This window comes from Rhodococcus sp. NPDC059234 (assembly GCF_042754225.1).
Lineage (GTDB): Bacteria > Actinomycetota > Actinomycetes > Mycobacteriales > Mycobacteriaceae > Rhodococcus_G.
On the sequence record NZ_JBHZAH010000107.1, the window covers coordinates 1 to 17108 of the forward strand.

General features: G+C 70.7%; 15 protein-coding genes. 7 read left to right on the forward strand and 8 right to left on the reverse strand.

The features are described 5' to 3' along the window. Positions 1-42: 42 nt before the first annotated feature. From ACFXGJ_RS19415 to ACFXGJ_RS19440, 6 genes are all read right to left on the reverse strand, one after another. Positions 43-1212 (reverse strand): lipid-transfer protein, encoded by a 1170-nt coding sequence (locus tag ACFXGJ_RS19415; protein ID WP_378623377.1) that lies wholly within the window; start codon positions 1210-1212, stop codon positions 43-45. Further along, positions 1209-1619 carry a MaoC family dehydratase gene (locus ACFXGJ_RS19420; RefSeq protein ID WP_378623380.1) on the reverse strand — a complete coding sequence of 137 codons (411 nt, stop codon included), beginning with the start codon at positions 1617-1619 and terminating at the stop codon, positions 1209-1211. The genes ACFXGJ_RS19415 and ACFXGJ_RS19420 overlap by 4 nt, the downstream gene beginning before the upstream one ends. Further along, on the reverse strand, positions 1619-2644 hold the full coding sequence (locus ACFXGJ_RS19425) for a bifunctional MaoC family dehydratase N-terminal/OB-fold nucleic acid binding domain-containing protein (RefSeq protein WP_378623390.1): 1026 nt from the start codon (positions 2642-2644) through the stop codon (positions 1619-1621). Before ACFXGJ_RS19425 ends, ACFXGJ_RS19420 begins: the two co-directional genes overlap by 1 nt. Further along, positions 2641-3801 (reverse strand): acyl-CoA dehydrogenase family protein, encoded by a 1161-nt coding sequence (locus tag ACFXGJ_RS19430; RefSeq protein WP_378623406.1) that lies wholly within the window; start codon positions 3799-3801, stop codon positions 2641-2643. Before ACFXGJ_RS19430 ends, ACFXGJ_RS19425 begins: the two co-directional genes overlap by 4 nt. Continuing rightward, the gene (locus ACFXGJ_RS19435; RefSeq protein ID WP_378623409.1) at positions 3786-4865 is read right to left on the reverse strand and encodes an acyl-CoA dehydrogenase family protein; all 1080 of its coding nucleotides are present in this window, start codon (positions 4863-4865) and stop codon (positions 3786-3788) included. Before ACFXGJ_RS19435 ends, ACFXGJ_RS19430 begins: the two co-directional genes overlap by 16 nt. 79 nt (positions 4866-4944) lie before the next feature. Then, positions 4945-7125, reverse strand: a complete 2181-nt coding sequence (locus ACFXGJ_RS19440) for an acyl-CoA dehydrogenase (RefSeq protein WP_378623412.1) — start codon at positions 7123-7125, stop codon at positions 4945-4947. A gap of 128 nt (positions 7126-7253) precedes the next feature. Between ACFXGJ_RS19440 and kstR the strand changes: the two genes are divergently transcribed. Continuing rightward, on the forward strand, positions 7254-7916 hold the full coding sequence (gene kstR, locus ACFXGJ_RS19445; RefSeq protein WP_378423489.1) for a cholesterol catabolism transcriptional regulator KstR: 663 nt from the start codon (positions 7254-7256) through the stop codon (positions 7914-7916). 14 nt (positions 7917-7930) lie between these two features. Then, positions 7931-10471: a trehalose-phosphatase gene (otsB, locus tag ACFXGJ_RS19450; protein WP_378623415.1), complete on the forward strand. Its 2541-nt coding sequence runs from the start codon at positions 7931-7933 to the stop codon at positions 10469-10471. 14 nt (positions 10472-10485) lie between these two features. Here otsB and ACFXGJ_RS19455 read toward each other — a convergent pair whose 3' ends face one another. Then, positions 10486-11601, reverse strand: coding sequence for a LacI family DNA-binding transcriptional regulator (locus tag ACFXGJ_RS19455; protein WP_378623418.1), 1116 nt, complete (start codon positions 11599-11601; stop codon positions 10486-10488). A gap of 86 nt (positions 11602-11687) precedes the next feature. Between ACFXGJ_RS19455 and ACFXGJ_RS19460 the strand changes: the two genes are divergently transcribed. From ACFXGJ_RS19460 to ACFXGJ_RS19480, 5 genes are read left to right on the forward strand one after another with little or no spacing between them, the layout of a single operon-like run. Further along, positions 11688-12740, forward strand: coding sequence for a metal ABC transporter solute-binding protein, Zn/Mn family (locus ACFXGJ_RS19460; protein WP_378623421.1), 1053 nt, complete (start codon positions 11688-11690; stop codon positions 12738-12740). Positions 12741-12760: 20 nt separating this feature from the next. Beyond that, positions 12761-13609 carry a metal ABC transporter ATP-binding protein gene (locus ACFXGJ_RS19465; protein WP_378623424.1) on the forward strand — a complete coding sequence of 283 codons (849 nt, stop codon included), beginning with the start codon at positions 12761-12763 and terminating at the stop codon, positions 13607-13609. Further along, positions 13606-14493: a metal ABC transporter permease gene (locus tag ACFXGJ_RS19470; protein WP_378623426.1), complete on the forward strand. Its 888-nt coding sequence runs from the start codon at positions 13606-13608 to the stop codon at positions 14491-14493. Before ACFXGJ_RS19465 ends, ACFXGJ_RS19470 begins: the two co-directional genes overlap by 4 nt. A gap of 42 nt (positions 14494-14535) precedes the next feature. Next, positions 14536-15294 carry a LamB/YcsF family protein gene (locus ACFXGJ_RS19475; RefSeq protein ID WP_378623429.1) on the forward strand — a complete coding sequence of 253 codons (759 nt, stop codon included), beginning with the start codon at positions 14536-14538 and terminating at the stop codon, positions 15292-15294. Further along, the gene (locus tag ACFXGJ_RS19480) at positions 15294-15905 is read left to right on the forward strand and encodes an allophanate hydrolase subunit 1 (RefSeq protein WP_378623432.1); all 612 of its coding nucleotides are present in this window, start codon (positions 15294-15296) and stop codon (positions 15903-15905) included. The genes ACFXGJ_RS19475 and ACFXGJ_RS19480 overlap by 1 nt, the downstream gene beginning before the upstream one ends. Before the next feature lie 21 nt (positions 15906-15926). Here ACFXGJ_RS19480 and ACFXGJ_RS19485 read toward each other — a convergent pair. Continuing rightward, positions 15927-17108 (reverse strand): MFS transporter (locus tag ACFXGJ_RS19485; RefSeq protein WP_378623435.1); only part of this gene is annotated, 1182 nt, incomplete at its 5' end.

Genomic DNA, 17108 nt, shown 5'->3' on the forward strand with positions numbered 1-17108 from the left:
CCCGAGAGGGAGTCGGCCAGGTAACCGCCCGTTCGTGGTGGATCAGGCCGTGAGGACCAGCCCCGACGTCGGAACGCCGGTGCCGGCGGTGACGAGTACGTTCTGCACGTCGGGCACCTGGTTGACGGAGGTGCCGCGGATCTGCCGCACGCCCTCGGCGATGCCGTTCATGCCGTGGATGTAGCCCTCGCCGAGCTGGCCGCCGTGGGTATTGAGCGGCAGCCGGCCGCCCAGCTCGATCGCGCCGTCGGCGATGAAGTCCTTCGCCTCGCCGCGACCGCAGAAGCCGAGCTCCTCGAGCTGCATGAGCACGTACGGGGTGAAGTGGTCGTACAGCACCGCGGTCTGCATGTCCTGGGGACGCAGACCGGACTGGGCCCACAGCTGATCGCCGACCAGACCCATCTCCGGCAGACCGCTCAGCCCGTCCCGGTAGTAGCTGGTCATGATGTACTGGTCGGCACCGCTGCCCTGCGCCGCCGCGGCGATGATCGCCGGCGTGTTGGGCAGATCCTTCGCCCGCTCCGGCGAGGTCACCACGATCGCGATGCCGCCGTCGGTCTCCTGGCAGCAGTCCAGCAGGTGCAGGGGCTCGGCGATGTACCGCGAGTTCTGGTGGTCCTCGAGCGTGATCGGCTTGCCGTAGAAGAAGGCGTTGGGGTTGGTCGCCGCGTGCTTGCGGTCCGCGACCGCGACCCTTCCGAAATCCGCACTGGTGGCGCCGTACACGTGCATGTAGCGCTGCGCGATCATCGCGACGAAGGAGGCCGGGGTGCTCAACCCGTGCGGGTACGAGAAGGCGTTGTCGGTGCCGGACGAGTTCACCTGCTGCACCAGCGCCGAATTGACCTGCCCGAACCGCATTCCCGAGCGCTCGTTGAACGCACGGTAAGCGACCACCACGTCCGCGACACCGGTGGCCACCGCCATCGCGGCCTGTTGGATGGTCGCGCACGCCGCTCCGCCGCCGTAGTGGATCCGACTGAAGAACTTCAGGTTCGGGATCCCGACCGAACGCGCCACGGCCACTTCGGTGTTGGTGTCCATGGTGAACGAGGTCAGCCCGTCGACGTCGGACGGCTTCAGGCCCGCGTCGTCGAGGGCGGCCTGCACCGCCTCCGCGGCGAGACGCAGTTCGCTGCGGCCCGAGTCCTTGGAGAAGTCGGTGGCGCCGATGCCGACGATCGCGGCCTTGCCGGACAGTTCGCTCACTGCGCCGCTCCATCCATCACGAGGGTGACCGTCGACTTGATGTGGTCACCGAGACTGTCCTTGCCGACGATGTCGAGGGTGACCACACCGTCCTCGACCGACGCGACGGTGCCGGTCAGGGTCAGGGTGTCGTAGGCGTACCAGGGCACCCCGAGACGCAGCTTGATCGACTTGATCACCGCGCGCGGGCCCGCCCAGTCGGTGACGTACCGCTGCACCAGGCCGGTGTCGGTGAGGATGTTGACGAAGATGTCCTTCGAGCCGCGTTGCTGCGCCTTGTCCCGGTCGTGGTGGACATCCTGGAAGTCCCTGGTGGCCAACGCCGTCGACACGATGAACGTCGGGTCGCCGTGGATGGACAGGGCGGGCAGGGTCTCCCCCACCGTCGCTGTCAGGGTCGAGCTCATCACTGCTCCTTCACGGGACGCCACGCGTACAGCGTCCACGGCTGCTGGTAGGTCTCGTCGTCGCCGGGCAGGTCGAGGAACTCCACCTGCACGGCGGCACCGATCGTCACGTCGGACGGGTCGACGCCACGCAGCTCGCCGAGCATTCGCACACCCTCGTCGAGCTCGACGAGCGCGACGACGAACGGGAGCGAACGGCCCGGCACCTTCGGGGCGTGGTGGACGACGTAGCTGAACACCGTGCCGCGGCCGGACGCGACCACGTAGTCGGTGCGCTCGGACTTGTCCTTCCAGATCGCCGGGACCGGCGGGTGCTGGAGCGAGCCGTCCGGTCGCTGCTGGAGGCGCAGCTCGTGCGCGGCGACGCCCTCCCAGAAGAACTCGGTGTCGCGGGACTGCGACGGTCGCAGCATCCGGGTCGGGTCGAGGTCGTCGAGCGACTCGCCCAGGCTCGACGACGCGGCACCCGCGGGGGCGGCCTCCGCCTTCGCAGGGGGTGCGAACTTCAGGATCCGGAAGAGCATCTCGGCGACGACCTCGTCGCCCACCTTCCAGAAGTTCCGGGTGGTGAAGAACCAGCCCTCACCCAGGCCGGTCTTCTTCGGTCCCACAACATCTTCGAGGACCGACTCGATGGTCACCTCCTCGCCCGGGCGGACGTAGCGGTGGTAGGTCTGGTCGCAGTTCGTCGCGACCACCGAGGTGTACCCGGCCTCGTCGAGGATCTCGGTCATCCGGCCGAGCGGATCGTCCTCCTCGCGCACGGCGCCGAGCCCACGCATCGTCCAGACCTGCGCCATGGCCGGCGGTGCGACGATGCCGCCGTGGCCCGCCGCGACGGCGGCGTCCTCGTCGACGTAGATGGGGTTCTCGTCGCCGATCGCCTCGACCCAGTTGCGGATCATCGGCATGTTGATCGGGTCACGACCGGCCCGCGGCTTGCTGGCACCGCCGTCCCGGACTCGCTGCGCCGCAGCGAGAATCGATGCTTCCTTGTCGCTCACGGCACCCTCCGTCGTGGTCATCGCGGGACCTTCGGCAGGTTGAGCCCGGCCATCGCGATGAGCTCGCGCATGACCTCGTTGACGCCACCACCGAAGGTGATGACCACGTTGCGCTTGATCTGCACGTCGAGCCAGTGCATCAGCTTCGCGGTCTCCGGGTCACCCGGATCGCCGTGCGCGCCGATGATCTCGTCCGCGATGCGTCCGACACGCTGGATCCGTTCGGTCGCAAAGACCTTGGTGGCCGACGCGTCCGCGATGTCGACGTCGCCGGTGGCCGCGGCCACCTGCCAGTTCAGCAGCTCGTTGAGGCGGTAGGTCGCGTGGATCTCGCCGAGGCCGCGCTGCACGTCGGGCTCGGACAACAGATCCCGCTTGGCCGCCCACTCGTGCACCTTCTCGTACAGGCCCGCGACGCGGCCGGCCGGTCCGAGCATGACGCGCTCGTGGTTGAGCTGGGTGGTGATGAGCTTCCAGCCCTTGTTCTCCTCTCCGACGAGCATGCTCGCGGGCACCCGGACGTCGGAGTAGTAGGTGGCGTTGACGTGGTGCGCACCGTCGGCGGTGATGATCGGGGTCCACGTGAAACCGGGGTCCTTGGTGTCCACGATCAGGATCGAGATGCCGCGGTGACGCGAGTCCGCGTCACCGGTGCGCACGGCGAGCCAGATGTAGTCCGCGTCGTGGCCGCCGGTGGTGAAGATCTTCTGGCCGTTGACCGTGTAGTACCCGGTGGCCTCGTCACCCGTCCGCACCGCGGTGGTGCGCAGCGCGGCCAGGTCGGTGCCGGCGTCGGGCTCGGAGTAACCGATCGCGAAGTGCACCTCACCCGCGAGGATCGCGGGCAGGAACTTCTGCTTCTGCTCCTCGGTGCCGTACACCTGCAGGGTCGGTCCGACCGTCTGCAAGGTCACCGACGGCAGCGGCACGTCCGCGCGGACGGCCTCGTTGACGAAGATCTGCTGTTCGATCTCGCCGAAACCGCGACCGCCGAACTCCGTCGGCCAGCCCACGCCGAGCCAGCCGTCCTTGCCCATCCGGCGGATCACCTCGCGGTACGTCGGACCGTGCCGCTCGGTGAGCATGACCTCGGCCTCCTCGGGCGAGATCAGATTGGCGAAGTATCGGCGCAGTTCCGCCTGCAGCTCACGCTGCTGCGGTGTCAGATCGATGAACACCGGGCCCCCACGAGGTCGAGTCGGGACGAGGCACCGCCGACGAGGCGGGCCAGGTCTTTGGCAATGGAGAAGTAGCGGTGCATCGGGTAGGTCACGTCGACGCCCAGCCCACCGTGCAGGTGGTGCAGCGTGCGCATCGCGGCGGGCACCTCGGCGGCGATCCAGTAGGACAGCACCTCGAGATCGTCCTCGGCGTCCAGTCCCTCGGACACCCGCCACCCCGACGCGAGCGCCGAGACGTGCAGGGTCCGCGACGTGACGTAGACGTCCGCGATCTGCTGTGCCACTGCCTGGAAGGTCGCCAGCGGCTTGCCGAACTGCTCGCGGGTGCGCAGGTGCTCGGCGGTCAGCGTGGTCGCGCCCGCGAGCAGGCCGTCCGAGTAGGCGCCGATCGCGGCCTGCGCGATGCGGTACAGCGTGGCGTTGTCGCCGGTGCCGTCGGGTCCAGCCAGGACCTCGGCGGCGGGGACCCGCACGCCGTCGAGCCGCACCGAGAACTCCGGGCTGCCCGAGGACGAGGAGATCTTGGCCAGCGTGACGCCGGGCGCGTCGGGTGCGACGAGCACCACCCCGGCGTCGGTCGGCACCAGGATCCGGTACGCGACGTCCGCGAACGGCACCGCCACCTTCAGCCCGTTGACGAGCACGTCGCCGCCGTCCGCGACCGCCGTGGTCGACGGCGCCGCCGGGAAGGCAGACCCGGGCTCGCTGAGCCCGGCGGTGAGGATCCGGCCGGTCGCGACCTCGGCGAGCAGCGCGTCCTGCTGCTCGTCCGAACCGAGCGCGAGGATCGGCAGCAGGCCGAAGCCGAGGGTCGCCAGTGCAGGCACCGGAGCGGCCCCGCGACCGATCTCGGTGAGCAGCGGCAACACCTCGGGCAGGCCGAGACCTGCCCCGCCGAGGCGCTCGGGCACGGCGAGGGAGAGCAGGTCGGCCTTGGCCATCGCCTCCCACAGTGCCGAGTTGAACCCGCTGGTGTCGGCGGGATCGGAGGGTTCGCGGGCCAACAGCCCGACGACGATCTCCGCCACCGTTTCTTGAGTCTGATCGAGAGAGAAATCCACGCTGAACAATCCCGCCTACGAGTTAGAACGTGTTCTAAGTTGTATCAGGTTTCCGAAGGTCCCGACAGTGCCCTGACGTCTAGTTACGAGGCAGCCCCAGGAGGTGCTCGGCCGCGACGGTGAGCAGGATCTGCTCGGTGCCGCCCGCGATGGACAGGCATCGGGTGTTGAGGAATTCGCGTGAGAGCGGTCCCTCGACCGCGCCGGCGGTACCCGCCAGCTCCAGCGCGAACTCCGCGACCGCCTGCCGGTGCCGGACGCCGACCAGCTTGCGCACGCTCGACTCCGGACCGGGGTCCTGGCCGTCGAGCTGACGCAGCGTGGTCCGGTGCTCGAGCAGCGACCCGACCATCGCCTCGCCGACGAGGAAGCCGACGCGGTCGTCGGTGACGGGGTTCGGCCCACCGCGTCCGGCGAGCTCGAGCAGTTCCTCCATCGCCTTGCCGAGCGACGAGCCGCCGCTCATCGCCACACGCTCGTTGGCGAGGGTGGTGCGTGCCAGCTTCCAGCCGCCGTTGACCTGTCCGACCACGCAGTCGTCGGGGACGAACACGTCGTCGAGGAAGACCTCGTTGAACAGGGCGTCGCCGGTGATCTCGCGCAGCGGGGAGATGCGGATGCCCGCGCTGCGCATGTCCACCAGGAAGTAGGTGATGCCGCGATGCTTGGGCGCGTCCTTGTCGGTGCGGGCCAGACAGATCGCCCAATCCGCCTCACGCGCAAGCGAAGTCCACACCTTCTGGCCCTGCAGCTTCCAGCCGCCGTCGACCTTCTCCGCGGTGGTGCGCAGCGCGGCGAGGTCGGAACCCGCGCCCGGCTCGCTGAACAGCTGGCACCAGATCACGTCGCCGCGCAGCGTCGGCATGGCGAAGCGTTCGATCTGCTCGGGCGTGCCGTGCTCGAGGATCGTCGGCACGGCCCACCATCCGATCACCAGGTTCGGCGTCTCGAGGCTGGCGCGCACGAGCTCCTCGCCGATCAGGATCTGCTCGGCTGCCTTGGCCGACTTGCCGTACGGCTGCGGCCAGTGCGCTGCCAGGTACCCGGACTCCGCGAACGCCGCACGCCTGCCGTCCTCGGGCAGCGCCGCGATCGCCTCCAACTCACCGCGGACGGCATCGCGCTGCGACTCGAGCTCGCCCAGGTCGACGGTGAGGTGACGCCGGGAGCCGGCGATCGTCAGCTCCGCGACCCGGGCCCGCCAGGTCGCGGAGCCGCCGAGCAGCTGCCGCAGCGAGAGCACCCGGCGCAGGTAGAAGTGGGCGTCGTGCTCCCACGTGAAGCCGATTCCGCCGAGCACCTGGATGCAGTCCTTGGCGGTGTCGACCGCCGCGTCCAGGGCGACCGACGCGGCCACCGCGGCCGCGATCGGCAGCTCCTCGCCGGACTCCGCGGCGACCGCCGCGTCCCACGCCACCGCGCGGATCTGCTCGACCCGGCAGAGCATCTCGGCGCACAGGTGCTTGATCGCCTGGAACGAGCCGATCGGCTTGCCGAACTGTTCACGAATCTTGGCGTACTCCACCGCGGTTCGCAGGCACCAGCCGGCCACGCCGGCGGCCTCGGCGGCGGCGAGGGTGGCCACCAGGTCCCGGACCAGACCGGGGCGAACCTCGGACAGCACGCGGTCTGCGGACACCCGCACCCCGTCGCAGGTCACGGTGGCCAGCGGGGTGCTCACGTCGACGTTCTCCACGGCCTCGACGCCCAGGCCCGGCGCGCCCGCCTCGACCAGACACCAGACGACATTGCCCGAGGCTTCGCCCGAGAGACCGACCTTTTCGCCGAGGGCCGCGGGCAGCAGCACCGCGACACCCGGCGCGCCGCCGAGCGCGAAGCCGGCCGAGCCGGACAGCACCAGGCCGCCGTCGCCGTCCGCTTCCGCGGGCACGGCTCCGTCGATCACCACACCGACCGGGACGGCGCCCTCGGCCAGCTCCGGTCCCCACTGCTTGGCCGCCGGCTCGCCGCTGCGGCCGACCACCAGCGCCGCGAGGGCGGTGGAGAGCACCGGGCCGCACGCGAGCTCGGTCGCGGCCTGCTCGAGCATCACCGCGAGGTCAACGATCTCGCCGTCCGCGCCGCCCACCTCCTCGGCCTGCGCGACCATGAACAGCCCGAGATCCGCGAGCGCGGACCAGTGCGAACGCCAGGAGTCCGCCGGGCCCGAACGCAGCGTCTCGATGGGATGCGCCGAACGCGCCCAGGACTGAATAGATTCCTGGACAGCTCGCTGCTCGTCCGTCGTGGCGATCGTCACAAGGAGGTCCAACCTTTCGATACTGACAAAACCGTCTAGAACGTGTTCTAATCTCTATGTTGGTCCGGAGTCAAGGCCGAGCCGGATCGACACGAAGCACCCTCTGCCGAAACTCAAGGAATTCGTCGATGACCTCCTCCTCTCGTAGTCGTTCCGCGGACAAGTCCTCCGCAAACAACGGGACCGTCTCGACGCTGACCGACGACGACCTCAGTTCCAATGCACAGCGCGAACGCCGCAAGCGAATCCTCGACGCGACGCTGGCGCTGGCGTCCAAGGGCGGGTACGAGGCCGTGCAGATGCGCGCCGTCGCCGAACGCGCCGACGTCGCGGTGGGCACGCTCTACCGCTACTTCCCGTCGAAGGTCCATCTCCTGGTCTCGGCACTGGCGAACGAATTCGAGAAGATCGACTCCCGCAGGAAGATGCCGCCGGGCAACAGCCCCATCGAGCGCATGCACCTGATCCTGGGCCAGATCACCCGCGCCATGCAGCGCGACCCCCTGCTCACCGAGGCCATGACGCGCGCGTTCATGTTCGCCGACGCGTCGGCCGCCGCCGAGGTCGACCAGGTCGGCAAGCTGATGGACTCGCTGTTCGCCAGGGCGATGAGCGACGGCGTCCCGTCCGAGGAGCAGCTCGCGATCGCACGCGTCATCTCCGATGTGTGGCTGTCGAATCTGGTCGCGTGGCTGACTCGGCGCTCCTCCGCCACCGACGTGGCGAAGCGACTCGAACTGACCGTGGAACTTCTTCTCGGCGGCGGTTACAAGGATCCCGTCACTCCATAAGTAGAATTCGCGCAGTGAGTGCGCAGGATCTACCAGTCGAGCTCCGCAGGCGTCTCGTGTCCGTCGCGAGGACGCCGCGTCTGCTTGTCGCGTCCGACTACGACGGGACCATGGCCCCGATCGTGTCCGACCCGGCGAAGGCCTTCCCGCATGCGGAATCCGTGCGGGCCCTACGGTCCCTCGCGAGTCTGCCCGCGACGACCTCCGCCGTGATCTCCGGGCGCGCGCTGCGCGATCTCGCGATGCTGTCGCGGCTGCCCGTCGAGGTGCAGCTCGTCGGCAGTCACGGCTCCGAGTTCGACGTCGGCTTCGTACACGAGATCAGCGACGACGCCCGCCGCCTGCTGCGCGAGATCACCGAGGAACTGCAGGAGATCGCGGCCGAGGGCGAGGGCGTCACGGTCGAGATCAAGCCGGCCAGCGCCGCGCTGCACGTGCGCAACGCCGTGCCGGAGATCGGCGAGGCCGCGCTCGAACGGGTGCGCGGCGGCGCCGCCACCTGGAACGGGGTACAGGTCACCGAGGGCAAGGCCGTCATCGAGCTCGCGGTCATCGCGACCGACAAGGGCGAGGCGCTCGACATCCTCCGGCATCGGGAGGGCGCGTCGGCGACCGTGTTCTTCGGCGACGACGTCACCGACGAGAAGGCGTTCAGCCGGCTGCAGGGACCCGACGTCGGCATCAAGGTCGGGGAGGGCGACACACTCGCCGAGTACCGGGTGGCGAGCACCGAGGACGTCAGCGCCGCGCTGGCGTTCCTGCTCGAAGAACGCCACACCTGGCTGCACGGCGACAGCGCCACCCCGATTCAGCGGCTGACCATGCTCGCGAGCCCCCGCTCGGTGGCACTGCTGACCCCCGACGCGACCCTGACCTGGCTGTGCCACCCCGAACCGGACTCGGCCGCGATGTTCGCCCACCTGCTCGGCGGCGTCGGGGCCGGACACTTCACCGTCGCGCCGCACCGCGCCGCACTTCCGTTGAGCCAGCGCTACATCGACGGCACCATGACCGTGCAGACCCGGTGGGCGAGCCTGCAGGTCACCGACTACCTGCCACACGACGTCGAGCCCGGGCGCACCGACCTGACCCGGGTGATCACCGGCCAGGCCAAGGCCGTGGTGACCTTCGCGCCCCGCCCCGAATTCGGCCAGGTCCAGGTCCACCTCGAGCTCGAGGAGAACGGATTGCGGGTGTACGGCACCAGCGACCCCGTGGTGCTGCGCTCCCCCGGTGTGCACTGGGAGATCTCGAGCGACGGCGTGCAGCAGACCGCCAGCGCGGTCGTCGACCCGTCCGAGGGCCCGGTGCTGCTCGAACTGCGCTGCGGCAGTTCCGAGCTCGGACCGTCCGAGACTCCCGAACTGGAACGTCGCGCGGCGAGCGAGTCGTACTGGCGGGACTGGGCGGAAGGCCTGGAGCTGCCGAACCGCAAGCGCGGCCTGATGAAGCGCTCGGCGCTGACCCTGCGCGGGCTCGTGCATGCGGACTCCGGCTCGATCCTCGCCGCCGCCACCACCTCGCTCCCCGAGGAGATCGGCGGAGTCCGCAACTGGGACTACCGCTACTGCTGGCTGCGCGACGCCGCGCTGACCGCGTCCGCGCTCGTCGCACTGGGTTCGCTCGGCGAGGCCGAGGCGTTCCTGACCTGGGTGCACGGCGTGCTCGAGACGCTGCCCGGCCCCGAACGCCTGCACCCGCTGTACACGATCTACGGCGGCAACCTGCCCGCCGAGGCCGTGATCGACTCGCTGCCCGGCTACAGCGGGTCGCGGCCGGTGCGCATCGGCAACGCCGCCAATTCACAGGTGCAGCTCGACGTGTTCGGCCCGATCGTGGACCTCATCTCGCACCTGGCGCACGCCCGCGACAAGCACGGCGTCGCCGAGCCGGTCACCGACGCCGACTGGAACCTGGTGCGCGCCATGGTTTCCGCGGTCCAGGCCCGATGGTCCGAACCGGACAACGGGATCTGGGAGATCCGCGGCAACCCTCGTCACCACGTGTACTCGAAGGTGATGTGCTGGGTGACCGTGGACCGCGCCCTGACCCTCGCCGAGCTCTTCGGTCGCGACGCCGAACCCGAGTGGGCCCCGTTGCGCGCCGAGATCGCCGACGAGGTCCTGGACCGCGGCTGGAGCGACCGCGCGCGCTCGTTCACCGCGGCCTACGACGGCACCGACCTCGACGCTGCCACCCTGCACATCGGACTGTCGGGGCTGATCGACCCCGCCGACCCGCGGTTCGCGGCGACGGTGACCGCGACGGAGGCCGAACTGCGCAGCGGCTCGACGGTGTACCGGTACCACCACGACGACGGACTGCCCGGCGGCGAGGGCGGATTCCACCTCTGCGCGGCCTGGCTGGTGGAGGCCTACCTGCTGACCGGGCAGCGCGCCGACGCCGAGGCGCTGTTCGCCCAGTTGGTCGAGACGGCCGGCCCGACCGGCCTGCTCAGCGAGGAGTACGACCCGGTCGCCGAACGATCACTGGGCAACCACCCTCAGGCGTACAGCCACATCGGGCTGCTCCGCTGCGCGCAGTTGCTCAGCTGATCCGCGAATCGCCCTCAGCGACGCCGGGTGCGACGCGCTCCGCTGGGTGAGGGCGGCGCCGCGGTGTGACCGCGGACGAGTTCGGTGTCGAGCATCTCGACCGTGGCAACGCCGGGATGCGAGGGCCGGAGCAACAGCGCGCCCGCCCGCCGCCCCTTCTCCTCGGCCGGCTGGCGCACCGTGGTCAGCCCCTCCCTCAACGCCTCGTCGATGCCGTCGAATCCGGTGATGGACAGCTGGCCGGGCACGTCGAGGCCACCCCAGCGCGCGAAGTCCAGTGCACCCAGGGCCAATACGTCCGTGGTGCACAGCAATGCGGTGATACGCGGGTTCACCGCCATCGCCTCTTCGGCGGCGGAGTGCCCGGCCTTCGCACTGTGCTCGCCGCGCTCGATCACGGTGAGCGACGCGGGGTCGAGGCCGGCCGCGGACAAGGCGTCACGCACACCGGCGATCCGTTCCCGCTGGACGTGGAAGTTCGGCGACTGCAGCCGTTCCGCGTCGGCGGGACCGTCCCGCTGATCGCGCCCGAGCCGCATGCACAGCACGCCGATCTCCTCGTGCCCCAACGACAACAGGTAGTCGGCGACCTTGCGCATGGCTCCGCGGTCGTCGATGCCGACCAGCGACGCGCCCGCGATCTCGCGCGGCTGGTCGCACACGACCATCGGCAGTCTTCGCTCGACCACGGCGGCGAGGTACGGGTCGTCGTCGGCGACCGAGTAGACGACGAAGCCGTCCACGCCGGCCTGCTGCACGACCGCTGCTGCGCTCACGTCGTCGCGACCGGGACCGGCGGGCACCAGCAGCAGACCCTGGCCCGCGGCCTCACAGGACTCCGCCAGACCCGCAAGGAAGCTCATCGCCGCCGGATCCCGGAACGAGTAACTCAGCGCCTCGGTCAGCAGCAGCCCGACCGCGCCGGCCCGGCGGGTTCGCAGCGAGCGGGCGACCGGATCGGGCCCCGGGTAGCCACGCCGCTTGGCCGCGTCGAGGACCCGCTCCCGCAGTTCCGCGGACAGTTGGTCGGGCCGGTTGTAGGCGTTGGAGACCGTGGTTCGGGAAACCTTGAGCTCCGCCGCCAGCGACGCCAGCGTCGCCTGACGACGTGGATGACGGGACCGGGGCATAACGGGACGGTACGCAATGCCCGAGGTGACCGAAAGCACGACCCCGCTAATGTACAACGGAAACGGTTTCCATTAAGATCTTGGGCATGCCTTCGGTCGACTTCACAGCCCCACGGTTCCGCCGCGCCCGCCCTCGCGCCGCGGGGTTCGCCGCGATCGGTCTGGTCGCGGTCGCCGCGCTCGGCCTGAGTGCCTGTTCGACTGCCTCGGCGGGCGACTCGGCCGCGAACGGTCAGCGCATCAGCGTCGTCGCCTCCACCAACGTGTGGGGATCGGTGGCCGCCGCCGTCGCGGGCGAGCACGCCGACGTCACCTCCATCGTCACCGACCCCGCGGCCGACCCGCACTCCTACGAGGTCACCCCCCGGAACGCGGCCACCCTCACCGACGCCGACCTGATCGTCTACAACGGTGGCGGCTACGACGGATTCCTCGACGACGTCCTGCGCAGCACCCGCGACAAGCGCACGGTCAACGCGTTCGAGTTGTACGGCGCCGAGTCGGACCTCGAGGACGGGCACGACCACGTCACCGATCCCGCCGCCGCGGCACCGGTTGCCGCAGTGCCCGATTCACACGACGGCCACGACCACGCGCACGGCGCGGTGAACGAGCACGTCTGGTACGACGTGCCCACCGTCGACGCCGTCGCCGAGAAGGTCGCCGCGGAGCTCGGCGAGCTCGACCCGGCGAACGCCGCCGCGTACACCGCCAACGCCGCCGCGTTCCACGAGAAGCTGCACGCGATCACCGCCATCACCTCGTCGATCGCGAAGGACCACCCGCAGGCCCCGGTCGCACAGACCGAGCCCATCGCGCACTACCTGCTCGCCGCCGCGAACCTGCGCGACGAGACGCCCGAGGACTTCACCAAGGCCATCGAGGACGGCAACGACCCGCCGCCGGCCGCCATCGCCGCGACCCGGGACCTCCTGGCAACGAAGAAGGTCGGCGCGCTCGTCTACAACACCCAGACGCAGGACAAGGTGACCAACGACATTCGGTCCACCGCGGAGGCCGCGGGCATCCAGGTGGTCGAGGTGACCGAGACCCTCCCCGCCGGGGTCGATTACATTACGTGGCAAACCAACAACGCGAAGCAGCTCGCTGCCGCACTCGGCTCGGCACCGCTCGGCTGACGGAAACCTGAGGCCACCACGTGACAACCGATCCCACCGCCCCCGCCGTACAACTGCAAGGCGCGCGGCTTGCATACGGCGACCGCACATTGTGGTCGGGCCTCGACCTCGCGGTCGCGCCCGGCGAGTTCGTCGCCGTGCTCGGCCCCAACGGATCCGGCAAGACGTCCCTGCTCAAGGTGCTGCTCGGCCAGGTACCCCTGTCCGGGGGCACCGTCCGCGTCGCGGGCACGCCGGCCAAGGCCGGCAATGCGCACGTCGGGTACATCCCCCAGCAGAAGTCCATGGACGAGGGCGTGCCGCTGCGCGGCCGCGACCTGGTCGGACTCGGCGTCGACGGCCACCGCTGGGGTACCGGACTGCGGAACAGGCGCGCCCGCAACGCGATCGTCGACGCCGCCATCACCGAGGTCGGCGCGCAGTCGTACGCCGACGCGCCGGTCGGGTCGCTCTCCGGCGGCGAACAGCAGCGACTGCGGGTGGCCCAGGCCCTGGTCGGCAATCCGCGGGTGCTGCTGTGCGACGAGCCGTTGCTCAGCCTCGACCTGGCGAACCAGCATCGAGTCTCCGACCTGATCAACCGCCGCCGACTCGGCCACGACACCGCCGTGCTGTTCGTGACGCACGAGATCAATCCGATCCTGCCGCTCGTCGACCGCGTGCTGTACCTGGTGGACGGACGCTTCCGGATCGGCACCGCCGCAGAGGTGATGACCTCCGAGGTGCTGTCCGAGCTCTATCAGACCGATGTCGAGGTGTTGCACGTGCGCGGGCGGCTGGTCGTCGTCGGCACCGGCGACGCCATCGACGCGCTCGGCAGCGCGGGCGGCCGCGGCGACGAGGGCGTCCACCACGAGGACCACGCATGAACGAGAAGCTCTCCGACGCACTGTCGAACATGTTCGACTGGCAGGCCACCCTGGACCTGCTGCACTACGACTTCGTGCAGCAGGCGCTGCTCGCCGCCGCGATCCTCGGCCTGCTCGCGGGCGCGATCGGACCGCTGATCATCAGCAGGCAGATGTCGTTCGCGGTGCACGGCACCAGTGAGCTGTCACTGACGGGCGCGTCGGCTGCCCTGCTCGCCGGGGTGAGCGTCGGCGTCGGCGCGATCGTCGGTTCGGTGGTCGCCGCGGTCCTGTTCGGCCTGCTGGGTTCGAAGGCCCGCGAACGCGATTCGGTGATCGGCGTGATCATGTCGTTCGGCCTCGGCCTGTCCGTGCTGTTCATGTGGCTCTACCCGGGCCGCACCGGCACCAGTTTCTCCCTGCTGGTCGGGCAGATCGTGGGCGTCGGGAACAGCGGGCTACAACTGCTTCTCGTGTGCGCGGTGCTGGTCCTCGCCGTCCTCCTGGTGGTGTACCGGCCGCTGCTGTTCGCCAGCACCGATCCCGACGTCGCGCTGGCACGCGGCGTGCCGATCCGCATGCTGTCCATCGTCTTCGCGGTCCTCGTCGGCGTCGCCGCGGCCCTCGGCGTCCAGATCGTCGGTGCGCTGCTGGTGCTCTCGCTGCTGATCACCCCTGCCGCCGCGGCCGCACGCATCACCTCGAGCCCGCTGCGGACCACGGTGCTCTCCATCGTGTTCGCCGAGGTGGCCGCGGTCGGCGGCATCCTGCTCTCACTCGCGCCGGGCGTGCCGGTGTCGACGTTCGTCACCACCATCTCGTTCGTGATCTACCTGGCGTGTCGGGCGATCGGGGCGCGGCGCGGCCGTGGCGCCGGCCGCAAGCCGGTCCCGGCCGCTGCCTGACGGTCGGCCGACGGCGTGCACCGGGGCGCCTAGGATTCGGGCATGGCGTCCATCGATCTCAACAGCGACCTCGGCGAGAGTTTCGGCGCCTGGCGACTCGGCGACGACGACGCCATGCTGACCGTGGTGACCAGCGCCAACATCGCCTGCGGGTTCCACGCCGGCGACCCGACCACGCTGCTGAGCACCTGCCGTGCCGCCGCAGAGCGCACCGTCCGGATCGGTGCGCAGGTCGGCTACCACGACCTCGCCGGGTTCGGCCGGCGCTTCGTCGACGTCGCCCCGGCCGACCTCACGGCCGACGTGATCTACCAGATCGGCGCCCTGGACGGGCTCGCGCAGGCCAGCGGCTCCGCGGTGGGATACGTCAAACCGCATGGCGCGCTGTACAACACGATCGTCCACCATCGCGAGCAGGCGTGGGCGGTGGTCGAGGCGGTGGTCGCGTACGACCCCACCCTGCCGGTCCTCGGCCTGCCCGGCTCGGTGTTCCTCGCCGAGGCCGAGGCCGCGGGCCTGCGCACGGTGACCGAAGCCTTTGCCGACCGGGCCTACACCCCCACCGGCGAACTGGTGCCGCGCGGAACCCCGGGCGCGGTGCTCTCGGACCCGGACGCCGTTGCCGAGCGGGTGCTCCGGATGGTCGAGCGGTCCGAGATCGAGGCCGTCGACGGCACCGTCCTGGCGGTCCACCCCGAATCGGTGTGCGTGCACGGCGACTCGCCGGCCGCGGTCGCGATGGCCGAGCGGATCCGTGCGCGGCTCGAGGCCGCCGGCGTCGCCCTGACAGCCTTCGTCTGATGCGTCTGCTGGATGCGGGCGACAGCGCCGTGCTGGTCGAGTACGACGATCTCGACGCGGTGCTCGGGCACTTCCGCGCCCTGGACACCGCTCGCCGCGCCGGGGTGCTCGACCTCGTCCCGGCGGCCCGGACCATCCTGGTCCGGTTCGACCGCGCAACCACCGACCGGGACGCCGTCGTGCGCTGGCTGCGCGAGACCGAGCCGCTGGTCGCCGCGCCCGCCGAAGTCGCCGAGCCGGTCCGGATCGGGGTGCGATACGACGGCCCCGACCTGACCGAGGTCGGGCGGCTGACCGGACTCGGCGTCGACGGCGTGATCGCCGCACACACCGGCAGCCGGTGGACGGTCGCATTCTCCGGATTCGCCCCCGGCTTCGGCTACCTGGTCGGGGGCGACCCCGCACTGCGGGTGCCGCGCCGCGAGACGCCCCGCGTCGCGGTCCCGGCCGGGTCGGTCGGGCTGGCGGGCGAGTTCACCGGTGTCTACCCGCGGTCCTCGCCCGGCGGCTGGCAGTTGATCGGCAGCACCGACGCGCGCGTGTGGGACTCCGAGCGCGAGCCGCCAGCGTTGCTCCGACCCGGTGTCACCGTGCGCTTCCACGCGCTCTGACCGTCGGCACGCTCGGCAGCTCTATCGGGCCGGCTGCGCCCGCCACGCCGTCGGCACCGCGGCGACGGCGATCACCGCGAACACCCCGAACAGCAGCCGCGCCGACCCCGACACGGAGCCGCCCAGATTGACCAGCACCCCGGCCAGCGCGGACCCGAACGCGTTGGCCACCAACTGGACCGTGTTGATCGCCGCGGCGGCTCGACCGCCCTCGCCGGGGTCGTCGACGCTGCCCATCACCAAGGTCGCCAGGTGCGGCCAGGCGACGCCGATGCCCGCGCCCGCGACGACGAGGGCCAGGGCCCAGGTCGCGATGACCCACCCGGACGACGTCTCGCGCTGGGACAGGGCCGCAGCGAAGAAGCCGAGCGCGACCAGGGCCGGTCCCACGACGACCACCGCCCGGACCGTGCGGGGCCGTGCCGCACCGGCGCTGGAGAGTTCGCCGATCGTCCAGCCCACTGCCAGCGCCGCACCGAGGAACCCCGCGGCGACCGGCGCGAGCCCGCCGAGCCGCTGGCCGAACAGCGGGACGAACGTCTCCGCCGTGGACGCGATCGCGAGCAGTGCGATGGTCAGGTAGGCCCACCGCAGCCGGTTGCCCGCGGCGAACGTGATCGCGGGCAGCACCCGGATGGTCGACGTCCGCTCGCAGATCACGAAGACGGCCAGCAGCGCCAGCCCCGCCACCACCCCGGCAGCGGCGACACCGGCGCGCGTCGCCAGACTCGCCACGCTCACGACCAGCGCCGCGGACGAGAGCAACAGCATCGACCGGACCGGCACTGCGTCCACCGCGGACTCGTCGGCCCGGCTACCCGAGATGTACCGCGGCACCATGGCCGCGATGCCCGCCGCGAGAACCGCGAGCACCACGAACGCCAGCCGCCACGCACCGAACTGGGCGAACACGCCGCCGAGGGACGGGCCGACGAACGTCCCGAGCCCCCACATCCCCGACACGAGCGCAGACGCCCGCGCCCACAGGTGCGCGGGCAGCACGGAGCGGATGAGGGCATAGCCGAGTCCGCTGAGCAGGCCGCCGCCGAACCCCTGCAGCGCGCGTCCGAGCAGCAGGACCGCCATGTCGGGCGCGACCGCGCACACGACGGTGCCGACCGCGAACACCGCGATCGCCACCAGGTAGGCCCCGCGCGGGCCTGCCGCCGAGAGGAGCCTGCTGACGAGCACCGCGGCGACCAC